Annotated in this window: 9 protein-coding genes; 3 read left to right on the forward strand and 6 right to left on the reverse strand. The window is 70.0% G+C overall.

The window, feature by feature from the left end; genetic code table 11:
- The first annotated feature begins 23 nt into the window (after positions 1-23).
- The 3 genes from ACIA8G_RS18830 (at position 24) to ACIA8G_RS18840 (ending at position 3,089) form a co-directional block, all read left to right on the forward strand.
- A complete protein-coding gene (locus tag ACIA8G_RS18830; protein WP_396419819.1) occupies positions 24-917 on the forward strand; it encodes a mechanosensitive ion channel family protein in 894 nt (297 codons plus the stop codon).
- Positions 918-1,052: 135 nt separating this feature from the next.
- A complete protein-coding gene (locus ACIA8G_RS18835) occupies positions 1,053-1,436 on the forward strand; it encodes a globin (RefSeq protein ID WP_396419820.1) in 384 nt (127 codons plus the stop codon).
- A gap of 57 nt (positions 1,437-1,493) precedes the next feature.
- Complete coding sequence (locus tag ACIA8G_RS18840; RefSeq protein WP_396419821.1) at positions 1,494-3,089, forward strand: glycoside hydrolase family 13 protein; 1,596 nt, start codon at positions 1,494-1,496, stop codon at positions 3,087-3,089.
- A 21-nt stretch (positions 3,090-3,110) separates the two neighbouring features.
- On the opposite strand, the gene ACIA8G_RS18845 is transcribed toward ACIA8G_RS18840, so the two are convergent.
- From ACIA8G_RS18845 to ettA, 6 genes are all read right to left on the reverse strand, one after another.
- A complete protein-coding gene (locus tag ACIA8G_RS18845; protein ID WP_396419823.1) occupies positions 3,111-4,232 on the reverse strand; it encodes a low temperature requirement protein A in 1,122 nt (373 codons plus the stop codon).
- 40 nt (positions 4,233-4,272) lie between these two features.
- Complete coding sequence (locus ACIA8G_RS18850) at positions 4,273-4,899, reverse strand: hypothetical protein (RefSeq protein ID WP_396420539.1); 627 nt, start codon at positions 4,897-4,899, stop codon at positions 4,273-4,275.
- Positions 4,892-5,323, reverse strand: coding sequence for an acyl-CoA thioesterase (locus ACIA8G_RS18855; protein WP_396419824.1), 432 nt, complete (start codon positions 5,321-5,323; stop codon positions 4,892-4,894). Before ACIA8G_RS18855 ends, ACIA8G_RS18850 begins: the two co-directional genes overlap by 8 nt.
- A 101-nt stretch (positions 5,324-5,424) precedes the next feature.
- Positions 5,425-10,368 carry an NAD-glutamate dehydrogenase gene (locus tag ACIA8G_RS18860; protein ID WP_396419825.1) on the reverse strand — a complete coding sequence of 1,648 codons (4,944 nt, stop codon included), beginning with the start codon at positions 10,366-10,368 and terminating at the stop codon, positions 5,425-5,427.
- A gap of 280 nt (positions 10,369-10,648) precedes the next feature.
- Positions 10,649-14,446: a hypothetical protein gene (locus ACIA8G_RS18865; protein ID WP_396419826.1), complete on the reverse strand. Its 3,798-nt coding sequence runs from the start codon at positions 14,444-14,446 to the stop codon at positions 10,649-10,651.
- A gap of 18 nt (positions 14,447-14,464) precedes the next feature.
- Positions 14,465-16,141, reverse strand: a complete 1,677-nt coding sequence (gene ettA, locus ACIA8G_RS18870) for an energy-dependent translational throttle protein EttA (RefSeq protein WP_396419827.1) — start codon at positions 16,139-16,141, stop codon at positions 14,465-14,467.
- Positions 16,142-16,178 lie beyond the last annotated feature (37 nt).

A 16,178-nucleotide genomic window follows, 5' to 3' on the forward strand; every position in this document is an offset into this window, starting at 1 on the left:
AGCACGTGTTGGCGACGAGTCCAGTGGATGACGCCGCGAACAAGACCGCGCAGGCGGTCAAGTTCTTCGAGGAGCACGGTCCTGCCCTCATCGCGGGCGCGATCAAGATCGTCGTGATCCTGATCGCCGCCTTCGTGATCAGGGCCCTGCTGCGCAAGGTCATCAACCGGATCACCACGCCCGGCAAGGAAGGCAAGAAGCCGGGCCTGCTCAAGCCTCTGCGCGAACGCGCGCCTCAAGCGCTCGGGAACCTCGTGTCCGAGCGCCGTGAGCAGCGGGCGAAGACCATCGGCTCGGTGCTGCAGTCCATCGTCACGATCCTGATCTTCGGAATCGCCTTCCTCGAGATCATGATCGTGGTCGGCCTGGACATCACGCCGGTGCTGACCTCGGCGGGCATCCTGGGCGTCGCCATCGGTTTCGGCGCCCAGAACCTGGTCAAGGACTTCCTGTCCGGCATGTTCATGCTGCTGGAGGACCAGTACGGCGTCGGCGACGTCGTGGACCTCGGCCCGGCGATCACCGGCACGGTCGAGGCCGTGGCGTTGCGCACCACCACGATCCGCGACACGGGCGGCACCGTCTGGTACGTCCGCAACGGCGAGATCCTGCGCGTCGGCAACTCGTCGCAGGGCTTCGCGGTCGCGGTCGTGGACCTGCCGCTGAGTTACGGCGCGAACCTCGCCGAGGCCACCAAGGTGCTGGAACGCCGCGTCGCGGAGGTGGCCGAGACGGAGCCGGTCAAGACGGACATCACGGCCAAGCCCGAGGTCCTCGGCGTGGAGAAGTTCACGGCCGACAACATCACCCTGCGGGTCACCGTGAAGACGCGCCCAGGCCGTCAGTGGGCGGTCCAGCGCAACCTGCGCGCGCAGCTCGTGGCCGCGCTCGAAGAGGCAGGCTTCACGGCCAAGTAGCCGGTTCGGCCGGGTGAGTTAGAACACCCATTCGAGACGGGTCTCGCCCAGCGAACCGCCAGTTCACGCCGCTGTGTCGGAATCAATAGCCGGGGCGGCCTGCGCGCGGTGGCTCGCGTGAGTCAGGATGGTTGTGTGGGCAACCCCGTGAGCTTCTTCGATCAGGTCGGTGGCGAGGAGACGTTTCACCGCATCGTCGCGCGCTTCTACAAAGAGGTGAAGGCCGACGACGTCCTCCTGCCCCTGTACCCGGAAGAGGACCTCGGACCTGCGGAGGAGCGCCTGCGGCTGTTCCTGATGCAGTACTGGGGCGGCCCCCACACCTACTCCGAGAACCGCGGCCACCCACGGCTGCGGATGCGTCACGTGCCGTTCAAGATCGGACCGATCGAACGGGACGCGTGGCTGCGCTGCATGCGGATCGCCGTCGACGAAGCCGGCCTGGACGAGGACAAGCGCAAGCAGCTCTGGGACTACCTGGAGATGGCCGCGAACAGCCTGATGAACAGCTGGTCTTGATCGCCCATCACCCGATCGGGTCCTTTCGCAGCGAAACGTAAGGCAGGATGACCCCCCGTGCGACGATCCTCCGACCTCAGCCCCGAGATCGCCGAAGAGTCCGCCTGGTGGCGTGACGCCGTTTTCTACCAGGTGTACGTGCGCTCTTTCGCCGACTCCAACGGCGACGGCGTCGGCGACCTCGACGGCATCCGGTCTCGCCTCGGCTACCTGGAACTGCTCGGTGTCGACGCCCTCTGGCTCACCCCGTTCTACCGCTCGCCGATGGCCGACCACGGCTACGACGTGGCGGACCCGCGCGACGTGGACCCGCTGTTCGGTGACCTGGCCGCGTTCGACCGGCTGGTGGCGGACGCGCACGAGCACAACATCCGCGTGACCGTCGACCTCGTCCCGAACCACACCAGCGACCTGCACGAGTGGTTCCAGGAGGCGCTGCTGGCCGGTCCCGGCAGCATGGAGCGGTCGCGCTACATCTTCCGCGAGGGCCGCGGTTTCGACGGCTCCCAGCCGCCGAACAACTGGGTCTCCGTCTTCGGCGGCCCCGCCTGGACCCGCGTGCCCGACGGCCAGTGGTACCTGCACCTGTTCGCGCCGGAGCAGCCCGACCTCAACTGGGACCACCCCGAGGTCAGGGCCGACCTGGAGCAGACCCTGCGCTTCTGGCTGGACCGCGGCGTCGACGGCTTCCGCATCGACGTGGCGCACGGCATGGCCAAGCCCGACGGGCTCCCGGACATGGAACAGGGTTCGATGCACGCGCCGGGCGTGCTGTCCGACGACGCGCACGACCCGCGCTTCGACAACGACGGCGTGCACGAGATCCACCGCATGATCCGCAAGGTCATGGACGGTTACCCCGGCACGATGGCCGTCGGCGAGATCTGGGTGAAGGACGACGAGCGCTTCGCCGCCTACGTCCGCCCCGACGAGCTGCACCTGGGCTTCAACTTCCGCCTGGTCGAGGCCGACTTCGACGCCGACGCCGTCCGCACGGCCATCGAGCACTCGCTGGGCGCCGTCGCGCTGACCGGCACGCCCGCCACGTGGACGCTGTCCAACCACGACGTGGTGCGCCACGTGTCGCGGTACGGCGGCGGTGCGCTGGGCGAGCAGCGGGCCCGCGCGATGACGCTGGTCGAGCTGGCGCTGCCGGGCGTGATCTACCTCTACAACGGCGAGGAGCTGGGCCTGCCCAACGTCGAGCTCCCCGACTGGGCCCTGCAGGACCCGACCTGGGAACGCTCCGGCCACAGCGAGCGCGGCCGGGACGGTTGCCGCGTGCCGATCCCGTGGGAGGGCACCACGCCGCCGTTCGGGTTCTCGACGGCCGTCAACACCTGGCTGCCGCAGCCGAACGAGTGGGACCACCTCACGGCGGAAGCCCAGCTGGAGGACCCCGGTTCCATGCTGTCGCTGTACCGGGAGGCGTTGGAGCACCGCAAGTCCAACGCGGGCTTCGGCGGCGACGAGCTCGAGTGGTACGGCGCCCCGGCGGGCTGCTTCGCGTTCCGCCGCAAGGGCGGCGGCCTGATCTGCGCGCTGAACACGTCCGGTGCCTCGGTGCCGCTGCCGCCCGGTCAGGTGCTGCTGTCGTCGGGTCCGATGGACGGCGACCAGCTGCCGCCGGACACGGCCGTCTGGCTCGTCTGAGTTGTCTGCTGCGGGCGTGCTCTACGCCCGCAGCTTGTCCTCCACGCCCAGCAGCACGCCGAACACGATCACGAGTGCGGCGACCTGGGCGATGGCGAGCCACATCCCGATCGGCACGGTCGCGAGCGCTGTCGCCGCCGCGACGAGGCGCCAGGTGCTGGTTCCGATGCCCATCCGGTGCCGGAAGAGCGCCTGTCCGAGCAGGAAGAGCGCCGCTCCACCACCGAGCGCGAGCGCACCGCTGAGGTAGAGGTGCTCAGTGGCGTGCCCGATGGTCTTCTTGAGACCGACGCACACGACGACGATGCCGAGCAGGATCGGCGCGTGCGCCCAGCCGAACGCCGACAGCGCGGCCCTCGCCCGTTCGGCCTGCGTCATCCGCGCGAGGCTGTGCTCGGCGCGGACGTCCTGGTCCCGGCCGAAGTGACACCACCAGAGCTGGTAGGCGAGCACGAGGCCCAGCAACGCCGCGACGACGACCGACAGGCTGAGCGGCAGCCCGGCCGCGCCGATGCCGATCGCGATGATCGACTCGCCGATCGCGATGATGACCACGAGCCCGTGCCGTTCCACGAAGTGCGTCGGCCTGATCCGGAACTCTCCGTGCCTGCGGTTGACGTACGGCGACACGATCATGAGCACCACCGCCGCGATCCAGGCGATCGCCCGCCAGGTGCTGGGCAGGAACCCGCCGACCATGACGAGTCCCGCCGACCCGAGGTTGAACGGCGCCAGCCGGGCCATCGCCGCGGCCGAACCAGGTCCGCCTGCCGAGATGAACAGGCCCGAGTGCACCAGGTTCACGATCAGGTACCCGACCCCGAACGCGGCTCCGGCGGCACCGAAGGCGTTCGGAATCGCGAGCGCGATCACCAGGAACCCGCCCATGCCGGCCATGAGCAGCAACCGGCGCACGGTGGTGTCCGGCGGCACGGCGTTGGTGAGCCAGACATACCCGAAGTACATCCACAGGATCACGCACAGCATGATCACGACCTGCGCGAACCCGAGCGGCGACGTGTCGTCGGCGAGCGTGCCGGTCAGCTGCGTGATCGTGAAGACGAAGACCAGGTCGAAGAAGAGCTCCAGCGTCGAGACGCGGTACTCGGTCTCCTCGTGGGCTTCGTGCGTTTCGGCGGACACGCGCGACATCGTGCCACGATCCGCAGCCGCCTTCAGTCCGTCAGACGAGCAGCGGCAGCATCGAGTGCCGGCGCCGCACCACCGCGCCGTAGCGGGCGTCGATCCGCATCCACGAATCGGTGCCGGTGACCCGGACCTCGCCGTCCTCGCCGAGGAAGCCCATGCCGGACAACGCGAACAGGCAGCGCAGCGGAATCTTCAGGTCCAGCCCCGATCCGCTGACCGTGAGCACCGTCTGGTCCAGCAACGAGGCCGGCGGCGTTCCCTGCGGCCCGGTGTTCTCCCGCGCCACCGCGACACCCTCGTCCGCGAGCTTCGCGACGACCTCGACGGGCAGCCGGTCCACCAACAGCCAGCCGTCCGCGGGCGGCAGCGCCGAGCGCCACATCAGGTCCTTGGCGGGGCCGGGATCGATGCGCTCGTCACGCATGACCGCGAGTCCCGTCAGCAGGTCCGCGCCGGACACCGTGACGTCGGCCGGATTCGCCTGTCCCGCAACGGTTCGCGTGGCGAGCGTGTCGAACGGCGTCGCCACCCACGCGTCGAGCAGCTCGTCGTTGCGGTTGCGCAGGCGCACCACCGACTGCGCCTCCAGCCGCACCGCACGCGCGGCGAACGCCCCGAGGTCGTCCCGCTCGGCCGCGTCGGCCAACACCAGCTCAGGCACCATTACCCCCTGCTCGCCACCCGGCGAGAAAATCGCGCTCGGCCTCGGTCAGCCGGCGCGGGCGCGCGGTCGTCACGTTGTAGGGCACCATCAGCGTCTCCGCCCTGGTGACCACCGGGCTGTCCGGCTCGCGACTGCCGCGCACCGCGTAGTCCAGCGTGAACGACGCGGACTTCAACTCCCGCACCGACATCTCCACCACGATGTCCTCGCCGGTGAACACGATCGGCGCGAGGTAGTCCACGGCCAGTTTGGCCACGACCATGCCCTCGGCCATCTCCTTCACCCCGTGGCGGCCGGCCTCGGTGAACAGCAGCTCGATCCGGGCCTCTTCCAGCAACGTCACCGTGTTCGCGTGGTTGACGTGGCCGAACGCATCCATGTCCGACCATCGCGGCCGCACACCAGTGACGAAGACACCCATGCAGGGACCCTACCCACCGCTACACCGGTGTTACGAGCAGCCCCGGCACGGAACCGGGGCGCAGCGGTGGTATCCGCTGCGCCCCGGTCCGTGGGTGAGCTCTACCTGACCATGCTCCGGACCTGCCTGGCAGCGACGGAGAGGGTGGCCAGGTCCAGTTGGTGGACCCGGTTGATCTCGTCCAGCGCGCCGCGCGAACGGGCCAGGCGCGAGGCGTTGGCCTGCTCCCACTTGGAGATCTTCTCGGCGGCGCTGTCGCCGGGATCGCTCGCCCTCAGCACGTCGAGGGTGATGGCGCGGACCGACGAGTAGAAGTCGTCGCGCAGCGCCAGACGCGCCAGGGCGTGCCAGCGGTTGCCTCGTTCCAGGCTCGTCACCGAGTCCAGCATGTGGTCGATGTCGAGGTGGTCGGAGAGCGCGAAGTACAGCTCGGCCGTTTCACCGTGCGACCGCTCCGGACCCACGCCGCTGGTGGGGCCGATCTCGCGTTCGGCGAGCTCGGCGATCTCGGTGATGTCGAGCAGGCCGTACATGTAGAGCAGTGCCGCGATCTTGCGGGCCAGCTCAGCCGGGACGCCCTGTTCGACGAACCTGTCCGCCTTGCCGACGACCACGGCCTTTTCCTTGCCCTGCAACAACTCCAGCGCGAACGGGCTGAGCTCGGCGACCACGCCGCGGAAGCGGTTGATCGTGGAGCCGACCGGGAGCGGCTGGGGGCGGTTGGAGAGCAGCCAGCGGGACGCGCGGTCCAGCAGCCGGCGGGTCTCCAGGACCATGTTGTCCTGGACGTCCGTCGCGACCACGTTGTCCAGCGCCTGGATCTCCCGCCAGATCGACGGCAGGTCGTAGACCTGGGTCACAACCGCGTACGCGCGCACAGCATCCGTCGCCGACGCGCTCATCTCCTCGGCCAGGCGGAACGGGTAGGAGATACCGCCACCGTCGACGACCTCGTTCACCACGACCGTGGTGATGATCTCCCTGGCCAGCGGGTGGTTCGGGATGTCGCCGCCGAAGCGTTCCCGGAGCAGGCTCGGGAAGTAGTCCGGGAGCTTGCGGGTGAACGTGTCGATGGTCGGGATGTCGCTCGCGAGCAGCTCTTCCTTGAGCGTGAGCTTGGTGAACGCGAGCAGCGTGGCGAGCTCCGGCGAGGTGAGGCCGTCGCCGTTCTTCTCCAGCGCCTTGAACTCCGCCGCGCTCGGCAGCGCCTCCAGCTTGCGGTTGAGCGCACCGCGCGCCTCGAGGTCCGCCGTCAGGCGCGCGTGCACCGACAGCATCGGGGCGGCGTGGGCGCGGCTGACGCCGAGGACGTTGTTCTGCGAGTAGTTGTCGGCCAGCACGAGCTCGCCGACCTCGTCGGTCATCTCGCCGAGGACCTCGTTGCGCTGCAACTGCTCCAGCGAACCCTCCCGGACCAGGTGGTCCAGCAGGATCTTGATGTTGACCTCGTGGTCGGAGCAGTCGACGCCGGCGGAGTTGTCGAGCGCGTCGGTGTTGACCTTGCCGCCGATGCGCGCGAGCTCGATGCGGCCGCGCTGGGTCAGGCCCAGGTTGCCGCCCTCGCCGACGACCTTGACCCGCAGGTCGGCGCCGTTGACGCGGATCGCGTCGTTCGCCTTGTCGCCGACGTCGGCGTGCGACTCGGTCGACGCCTTCACGTACGTGCCGATGCCGCCGTTCCACAACAGGTCGACCGGCGCGAGCAGGATCGCCTTCTTGAGCTCCGGCGGGGACAGCTTCTCCACGCCCTCCGGCAGCCCCAGCGCGACGCGGGCCTGCTCGCTCAGCGGGATCGACTTCGCCGTGAGCGGGAAGATGCCGCCGCCCTCGCTGATCAGCGAGCGGTCGTAGTCGTCCCACGACGAACGCGGCACGTTGAACAGCCGCACCCGCTCGGCGAACGAGCTCGCCGCGACCGGGTCCGGGTCGATGAAGATGTGCCGGTGGTCGAACGCGGCCACGAGCCGGATGTGCTCGGAGAGCATCATGCCGTTGCCGAACACGTCACCGGACATGTCGCCGATGCCGACGACGGTGAACTCCTCGGTCTGGGTGTCCACGCCGAGCTCGCGGAACGAGCGCTTCACGCTCTCCCACGCGCCCTTGGCCGTGATGCCCATGGCCTTGTGGTCGTAGCCGATCGAGCCACCGGAGGCGAACGCGTCGCCCAGCCAGAAGCCGTAACTCTGGCTCACGCCGTTCGCGATGTCGGAGAACGTCGCGGTGCCCTTGTCCGCGGCCACGACCAGGTACGTGTCGTCGCCGTCGTAGCGCACGACCTGCGGCGCGGGCACGACCTCGTTGTTGATCAGGTTGTCGGTGAGGTCGAGCAGGCCCGAGATGAACATCTTGTAGCAGGCGATGCCCTCGGACATGAAGTTCTCGCGGTCGATGCCGGGGTCGCCCGTGGGAGCGATCGGCTTCTTGACCACGAAGCCGCCCTTGGCGCCGACTGGCACGATCACCGCGTTCTTCACGGCCTGCGCCTTGACCAGGCCGAGCACCTCCGTGCGGAAGTCCTCGCGGCGGTCGGACCAGCGCAGACCACCGCGCGCGACGCTGCCGAAGCGCAGGTGCACGCCCTCGACGCGCGGCGAGTACACGAAGATCTCGAACTTCGGCCGCGGCGCGGGCAGGTCCGGGATCGCCTGCGGGTCGAGCTTGACCGACAGGTACGGCCGGGCGTTGCCGTCCGCGTCGCGGAAGAAGTAGTTCGTCCGCAGCGTGGCGTTGATCAGCGTGAGCAGGCTGCGCAGGATGCGGTCCGCGTCGAGGCTCGTCACGTCGTCGATCAGCTTGCCGGTCTCGGTGACCATCGTGCCGGTGTGCGCGGCACGGGTCGTGTCGTCGAGCGCCGGGTTGAACCTGGCTTCGAACAACGCGACCAGCGCGATCGCCACGCTCGTGTGGCCGAGCACCGCGTCCTCGATGTAGTCCTGCGAGTACGGCGTGCCTGCCTGACGCAGGTACTTCGCGTACGCGCGCAGCATCGCGGCCTGCTGCCAGGTGAGCCCGGCCTGCAACACCAGCGAGTTGAAGCGGTCGATCTCAGCTTCACCGCGCCAGACGGCGGCGAAGGCGTTCTGGAACCGCTCGCGCACGTTCTCGAGGTCGGACTCCGACAGCTGGGCGAGCGCGGCCGGGTCGATGCGCAGGCCGAAGTCGTAGATCCAGCACTGCACGCCGTCTTCGCGGGAGATCTCGTACGGCCGCTCGTCGACGACGATCACGCCCATGCGCTGCAGCATCGGCAGCACGTCGGACAGCGTGATGCCCTCGCCGGTGACGAACAGCTTGAAGCGCCGCTCCCCCGGTTCGGCGTCCTCCGGCACGTAGAACACCATGTCGAGGTCGCCCTCGGCGAGCGCCTCGATGCGCCGGTAGTCCGCGAGGCCCGTGGCGGCCGCGAAGTCCTCCTTGTAGGCCTCCGGGAACACCGTGGCGAACCGCTGACCCTGCTCGGTCGCCGACTCGGCACCGAGTTCGCCGTCGTCGCCGACGACGGCCTCGACCATGCGGTCGTCCCAGCTGCGCACGGCCTCCGCGAGCTTGTTCTGGATCGCGGGGGTGTCCGGCTCGACCGTGCGCGCCGGGTCCGTGTGCACCATGAAGTGCACGCGCGCGAGAGCGGACTCACCGATGCGCGCGCTGTACTCGAGGTTCAGGCCACCGAGCTCGGCGAGCAGCACCTCCTGCATCGCGAGACGGCTCGTCGTCGTGTAGCGGTCGCGCGGCAGGTAGACCAGGCACGAGAAGAAGCGGCCGAACGGGTCGCGGCGCAGGAACAGCCGCAGCCGGCGCCGTTCCGCGAGCGCGATGACGCCCGTCGTGGTCTGGTACAGCGTGTCGCCGTCCACCGAGAACAGCTCGGTGCGCGGGTAGTTCTGGATCACCTCGAGCATCCGCTGGCCCGAGTAGGACTGCAGCGGGAAGCCGGCGCGGTGGATCACGTCGCGCACGCGGCGCCCGATGACCGGGATGTCGAGCACGTTCTCGTGCAGCGCCGTCGTGCCGAAGATGCCCAGGAACCGGTGCTCACCGGAGACGTTGCCCTCGGCGTCGAACGTCTTCACGCCGACGTAGTACGGGTACACGCTGCGGTGCACGCTGCTCTGCGCGCTCGCCTGCGTGAGCACCAGCAGGTCGGGGCTGAGCGCCTGCGCACCGTTGTCCGGCCCCGCCGTGAGGCTGCGCGCCGCGAGGCTGTCCTGGCGCAGCACGCCGAGACCACTCGCGAGCACGGCCCGCAGCGCGGGTTCGCCGTCCTCGTGGACCAGCTCGTACTGCCGGTAGCCCATGAAGGTGAAGTGCCCGGCCGCGAGCCACTGGAGCAGCTTCGCGCCGTCCGTGGTGGCCTCGGAGGTGTCCTTCGCCAGCTCGTCGGCGAGCTGCAACGCCGTGGTCACCATGCGGTCGGTGTCCTCGACGACCTCGCGGACGTCGGTCAGCACCGTCAGCAGCCGCGTCTCGAGCTCACGAGCCCGATCGGCGTCGGTGATGAGGTCGACCTCGATGTTCATCCACGACTCGGCGAGCGCGTCGGCGGGCGGATCGGCCGGATCAGCCGTCGGCAGCACCTCGGTGCGCTCACCGGTGACCGGGTCACGCCGCACGACGACGATCGGGTGCACAACGCGTTGCACCTGCACGCCACCACGGGTGAGCTCGGACGCGACCGAGTCCACGAGGTACGGCATGTCGTCCGTCACGACCTGCACGACCGTGACGGGACATTGCCAGCCGTCATGGGCACGTGTCGGGTTCAGGATGCGCACCGCAGCACGTCCGGGGACGCGGCTCTCGGCGAGCTGGTAGTTCGATCGCACCGCTCCGACCAGGTCCACCGGGTCGTCGTCGTTGACTTCCTCGGCGGGCACGTGCCGGTAGAACAGGCGGATCAGATCAGCGAGCTCGGGGGCATTGGCGGCGGCCCGTTCGATCAACTCGTCACGGACCTGCTCAGGACTGGCCGGTCGACTTCCGTCGTCCGCGGTACTCGCCGCGGAGACGTCGTCGGTTCGGGTCGGGGCTCCAGTCGAGGTCATCTTCAGGCGACTCCACGCTATCCGGCACCTCTGTGTGCCGGGTCCGACCCCACCCTAGATGGGGTGGCGGCCGTCACCGGCAACGGGAGGGGCACTGTCGGACCACTGAATCGTGGGCTGAATCGAGTCACATCATCAGTGGCGGCAAGGCATTCCGCATCGTGGACGCGGATTCCGGCGAGCGGGTCGGCTGGGTCACACCCGGCTCCCGGTGCCGGTCCTCGATGCACACGAACGATCATGGGGCCGGCGGTGTGACGCTGACCGCAGAACCGGGAAATCAGGTGCCCGGCAGGGTCCAGCTGGCCGGGCCGTTGCCTGGGCCGTTGCTTGGGCCGGTGCCTGGGATGGGGCGGATGGGGCCCGTGGTCTCGCTGTCCTGGGCGCCTACGGGGACGATCGGGCCGGTCTTCTCCGCTGCGGACTCCGCCGCTTGTGGGAGCGGGTCCTGGTTGAAGGGGCTCTCGGGGGCGGTGCCTGGCCGGGCCGGCTGCTCCGGGAGGAACGGCTCCGGGGCGGCTGGTTCCTCGGCGTGCTTCGGCTCGCCGAAGGAGTGCCCTGGCTGGAAGAAGGCGTCCGAGCCGGTGGCTTCCTCGGAGCCGGTGGGCTGGTGCGGGAGGTAGGACTGGTCGGGCTGGTCCGCGAGGAAGGGCTGCTCGGGCTGTCGCGCGAGGTAGGGCTGCTCTGCGAAGTAGGGCTGCTCAGGCTGCTGCGTGAAGTAGGACTGCCCAGGATGGTCCGCGGCGTTGGGCTGCTGCTCGGACTGTTGCGCGAGGTAGGACGGCCCAGGCTGGCCCGCGGCGTAGGGCTGCTCGGACTGGCTGGCGGGGTAGGACTGCCCGGGCTGGGCCGCGGCGTGGGACTGCTGCTCGGACTGCGCGGGCTCGGCGGCCGACCACTCCGGGGTGGTCAGGTCGGCGGCGTCGACCTGTTCCTCGTCTTCGCGACGGCCGGTCTCGTAGGCGACGAGCGCTTCCGCCAGGAGGTCGGCGAGGCTCAGGTCGCTCGGCTTGCGCCGGCTGCTCGGGCGGCCTGCCCGTGCTCCGGACTCGGGCTGCTCGTCCGTGCTCGACGGCGTGGCGGGCTCGGTCCCGGCGGACTGCTCAGCGTCGTGCGGAGCGGCCGCGTCCGGCTGGGCGGGCGGCGAGGCGAAGAAGTCGTAGGCGCCGGGGTCGGACTCGGTGTCCGGCTCCTGCGGCTCCGGGGCGACCTGCACCCGCACCGGGATGGTCGGCAGGTCGGACGAGTCGTCGACGTCCGCAGAGCTCAGGAACGTGCTCGACAGCAGGTCCGGCTCCGGCGGTTGCGGGATGTCGTCCGGGGTCGGCACCGATGGGACCGGGTCCGGGAGCGGCGGCAGCGGCGTGGGCTCTTGGGCCGGGTCGGGCTGCTCCGCCGGGTCCGGGGACGGGACCGATGCGCCTGCCCACCGCTGGGACTTCGGGGAGCCGAGGTTCAGCGAGCTGAAGTCCAGGTCGGGCAGTTTGCGCTCGTCGAGGTCGGCGGGCGATGCCGGAAAACCCTCGGCCGGGGTGTGCAGCGGGTAGGCCGGTTCGTCCAGGTGCGGGCCGAAGTCCGGGGCTGCGGGCGGGCGGGAGAACGCCGCGGCCAGGCCCGAGCGGGTGGGGCGGTCCGGCATGTCCGGTGAGACGGGCGTGCTCGGGTCCGCGAAGTAGTTCGGCTGGTCCGGGGTGGCGGAGTGGGCGCCCCCGAAGTAGTCCTGGGACGAGGACTCCGTGCGGGTGGAGTCGGCGGCTGCGGACTCGGCGAAGTAATTCGGCGACGAGGACGAGTCCGGCGCGGTCGCCGAGGTCGTCGGATCAGCGAAGTAGCTCTGCGACGAGGACGAGTCCGGCGTGGTCGCCGAGGTCGTCGGGTCAGCGAAGTAGCTCTGCGACGAGTCCGCGGCGCTGTCCGCGTTCGACGAGTCGGGGAAGTAGCTCGGTGGCGGGGACGGGTCCACCGCGGAGTCGTCCTGGCGGAGGCGGACCGGGGGTTCGACGCGCCACGACGGCGTTTCGGGCTCGGCTTCGGCGTCCCTGGCCCGGCGGCGGCCTCCGGTGCGCAGGCCCTGGGCCTTGAGCATGTCGAGCACGCTCTCGGACTGGGTGCTCGACGCCTCTTCTCGGCCGGCGGCTTCCGCGCGGTTTGCGGCTTCCCGCGCCGCCTCGTGGCGGGCGGACTCCTCGCGTTCCGCGGCTTGGCGAGCCGCCTCCTGCCTGGCGAATTCCTGGCGCGCGGCCTCCTGGCGGGCCGCTTCCTGACGTGCGGCTTCCTGGCGCGCTGCCTCTTGCCGCGCAGCTTCCTGACGGGCCGCTTCCTGACGGGCCGCTTCTTGCCGCGCGGCTTCCTGGCGGGCCGCCTCTTGGCGGGCGGCTTCCTGGCGGGCGGCTTCTTCGGCTGCTGCCTGGGCCTCGCGTTCGGCCTTGGCCCGCTGTTCGGCGCGGGCCTGGCGTTCCGCCTCGATCTGGCGGCGGGCCTCGCGTTGCAGCTCCATCAGCTGCTGCTCGACCTTGCGCTTGCGTTCCTGCTCTGGCGTCAGCTGGGGGCCCTGGGGCTCTGGAGCGGCGGGTGCCGGGGTCTCGGCGACCGTGCTGGCCTGGTCGTCGTCGATCTCACCTGCCGCCACGCGGGCGGCTCGGCGGCGGCCGCTCACCATGGCTCCGGCGGAGGCGATCAGGCCCGAGGCCGGGACCGTTCGGTCGGTGGGTGGGGCTGGAGGTGGCGGTTCGAGCGCTTCTGGGGTCTTGTCGTCCGGGTCGCCGAAGGGCTGGACCATGCGCCACCGATCTGCGGCGTGCTGACGTGCCGCGGACAATCCCTCCACTGTCATGTCTTCGGCAGCTCGGCGCACTCGCTTGACCTTCAGGCCGTCGCCCTTGCGCACCTGGACCGGGCGCCACTGGCGCAGCTGCTGCTTCAGGGCCGCGGGCAGGATGCCGTCGCTGGGTCTCGGCATGCCCTCGACCGGGCGGAGCAGGTCCGCCAGCTGCTGGTGGAGGTCGGCCGGCTGGCGGTGCACGCCGGAGAACTCCGCGGCGAGCCTCGCGCGCACCGCGTAGACGGCGCGGGCGCGGCGGCGTTCGGCGGCGTGGGCGGCGCGCAGGTTGGTCAGGGCGTCGGCCAGTTCGCTGGACACCTCGTGCACGTGGGCGAGCGCCAGCAGGCTCTCGGCCAGCAGGGTGTCGAGCTGGTGGCGTTCGGCGCTGGCCGCGGCGTCGCGCAGCATGTCGCGGGCGAGTGCGACCCGGCCGGCGGGCAGGTGCACCCGCGTCGCCAGGGCCAGGCGCAGCCAGCCCGACGTGGACGCCGACGGTGCGCGCACCGGGCGGTCGAGCATCGGAGCGCCGACCTCGCTCGCGTCGAGCAGGCGGTTCGCGTCCATCAACGCGAGCACCAGCTCCAGCGTGAGCCGGCCGATGCCCTGCCCGCTGTCCGCTGCCGGGTCGACGCACCTGGCGAGCAGGTCGAGGCCTTCGCGCGCGGCACCGATGGCGGCGGCGATGTCGCCCCACCGCCGGTGCTGGGCGGCCTGCACCGCGCGGATCAGCCCGCGCAGCAACAGCCTCGTGTCCTCGTCGAGCGACGTGTCGGCGACGTAGAGCTGGTCCGCCTCGGCGAGGGCCTTCGTGGGTTCGTCGCCACGGCCGACCGTGACGAGGCATTCGCTGGCCTGCACCAACGCCGACGCCCGCAGCTCCGCGGGAACGTCCGGTGCCTCCAGCACGGGCGTCACCGCCGCGAACCCCGTCAGCGGTGCGCCGACTGACCGCGCGCACGCCGCGAGTTCCACCCGCAGCAGCCACCCGGTCTCGTGCTCACCGGCGGCCTCGGCCGCCTTCAGCGCGTCGATCGCCCGGTCGGCGATGCGGACGCTGCGGCCGACGCGGTTGCCAGCGAAGACCACCAGCGCCTCCGCCCGGAGGCGGTCGGGTTCGTCGTGACGGGCGGAGGCGAGCGCAAGTGCGCGCTCACCCAGCACCAGAGCGAGTTCCGGTGCCCGCCAACGCAACCGCCAGGCGGGCACGACCAGCGTGCTCACCTCGACGTTCGCCTGCGTCTCGCCCCTCGCCGCCACGACGTCGCCGTTGCCCTCTCAGTCCCGTGTCAGCTTGCGGTACGTGACACGGTGCGGCCTCGCGGCCTCGGCACCCAGGCGCTCGAGCTTGTTCTTCTCGTAGCCCTCGAAGTTGCCCTCGAACCAGTACCACTTCGACGGGTCTTCGTCCGTGCCCTCCCACGCGAGGATGTGCGTGGCGACGCGGTCGAGGAACCACCGGTCGTGCGAGATCACCACGGCGCAGCCGGGGAACTGCTCGAGAGCGTTCTCCAGCGAGCCCAGGGTCTCGACGTCCAGGTCGTTCGTCGGCTCGTCGAGCAGGATCAGGTTGCCGCCGAGCTTGAGCGTGAGCGCGAGGTTCAGGCGGTTGCGCTCACCACCGGACAGCACGCCCGCGGGCTTCTGCTGGTCCGGCCCCTTGAAGCCGAACGCGCTGACGTACGCACGCGAGGGCATCTCGACGTTGCCGACGTGGATGTAGTCGAGTCCGCCGGACACGACCTCCCACACGTTCTTCTTCGGGTCGATGCCGCCGCGGTTCTGGTCGACGTACGACAGCAGGACCGTCTCGCCGACCTTGACCGCGCCGGCGTCCGGCTCCTCGAGACCGACGATGGTCTTGAACAGCGTGGTCTTGCCGACGCCGTTCGGACCGATGACACCCACGATGCCGTTGCGCGGCAACGTGAACGACAGCCCGTCGATCAGGACCCGGTCGCCGAAGCCCTTCTTCAGCTTGTCGGCCTCGACCACGACGCTGCCCAGACGCGGGCCCGGCGGGATCTGGATCTCCTCGAAGTCGAGCTTGCGGGTCTTCTCCGCCTCGGCGGCCATCTCCTCGTAGCGGTCGAGGCGGGCCTTCGACTTGGCCTGGCGGGCCTTGGCGCCGGAGCGCACCCACTCGAGCTCGTCCTTGAGCCGCTTCTGCAGCTTCTGGTCCTTCTTGCCCTGGACGGCCAGACGCTCGGCCTTCTTCTCCAGGTAGGTCGAGTAGTTGCCCTCGTACGGGTGGGTCCTGCCGCGGTCGATCTCGAGGATCCACTCGGCGAGGTTGTCCAGGAAGTACCTGTCGTGGGTCACGGCGAGCACTGCGCCGGTGTACTGCGCGAGGTGCTGCTCCAGCCACAGGACGCTCTCCGCGTCCAGGTGGTTGGTGGGCTCGTCGAGCAGCAGCAGGTCGGGCTTGCTCAGCAGCAGCTTGCACAACGCGACCCGGCGGCGCTCACCACCGGAGAGCTTGGTGACCTCGGCGTCCGCCGGCGGGCAGCGCAACGCGTCCATCGCCTGCTCGAGCTGGGAGTCGATGTCCCACGCGTTCGCGTGGTCCAGGTCCTCCTGGAGCTTGCCCATCTCCTCCATCAGCTCGTCGGAGTAGTCGGTCGCCATCAGCTCGGCGATCTCGTTGAAGCGGTCCAGCTTCACCTTGATCTCGCCCAGGCCCTCCTGGACGTTGCCGAGGACGGTCTTCTCCTCGTTGAGCGGCGGCTCCTGCTGCAGGATGCCCACGGTGTAACCGGGGGACAGGTAGGCCTCGCCGTTGTTGGGAGTGTCCAGCCCCGCCATGATCTTGAGCACGCTCGACTTGCCGGCGCCGTTGGGACCGACCACACCGATCTTCGCGCCGGGGTAGAACATGATCGTGACGTCATCGAGGATGACCTTGTCACCGTGCGCCTTGCGCACCTTTTTCATGGTGTAGATGAACTCGGCCATGGCGGCGATCGTAGAGCGGTGCTCAGAGGCCCCTGAC

Source organism: Lentzea sp. NPDC051213 (assembly GCF_044455585.1).
GTDB lineage: Bacteria > Actinomycetota > Actinomycetes > Mycobacteriales > Pseudonocardiaceae > Lentzea.

What these genes read in the sequence shown, in the direction of transcription:
- ACIA8G_RS18860 (WP_396419825.1), bottom strand. Translation starts at nt 10,368, where the DNA reads ATGACCTCGACTGGAGCCCCGACCCGAACCGACGACGTCTCCGCGGCG.
- ettA (WP_396419827.1), bottom strand. Translation starts at nt 16,141, where the DNA reads ATGGCCGAGTTCATCTACACCATGAAAAAGGTGCGCAAGGCGCACGGT.
- ACIA8G_RS18855 (WP_396419824.1), bottom strand. Translation starts at nt 5,323, where the DNA reads ATGGGTGTCTTCGTCACTGGTGTGCGGCCGCGATGGTCGGACATGGAT.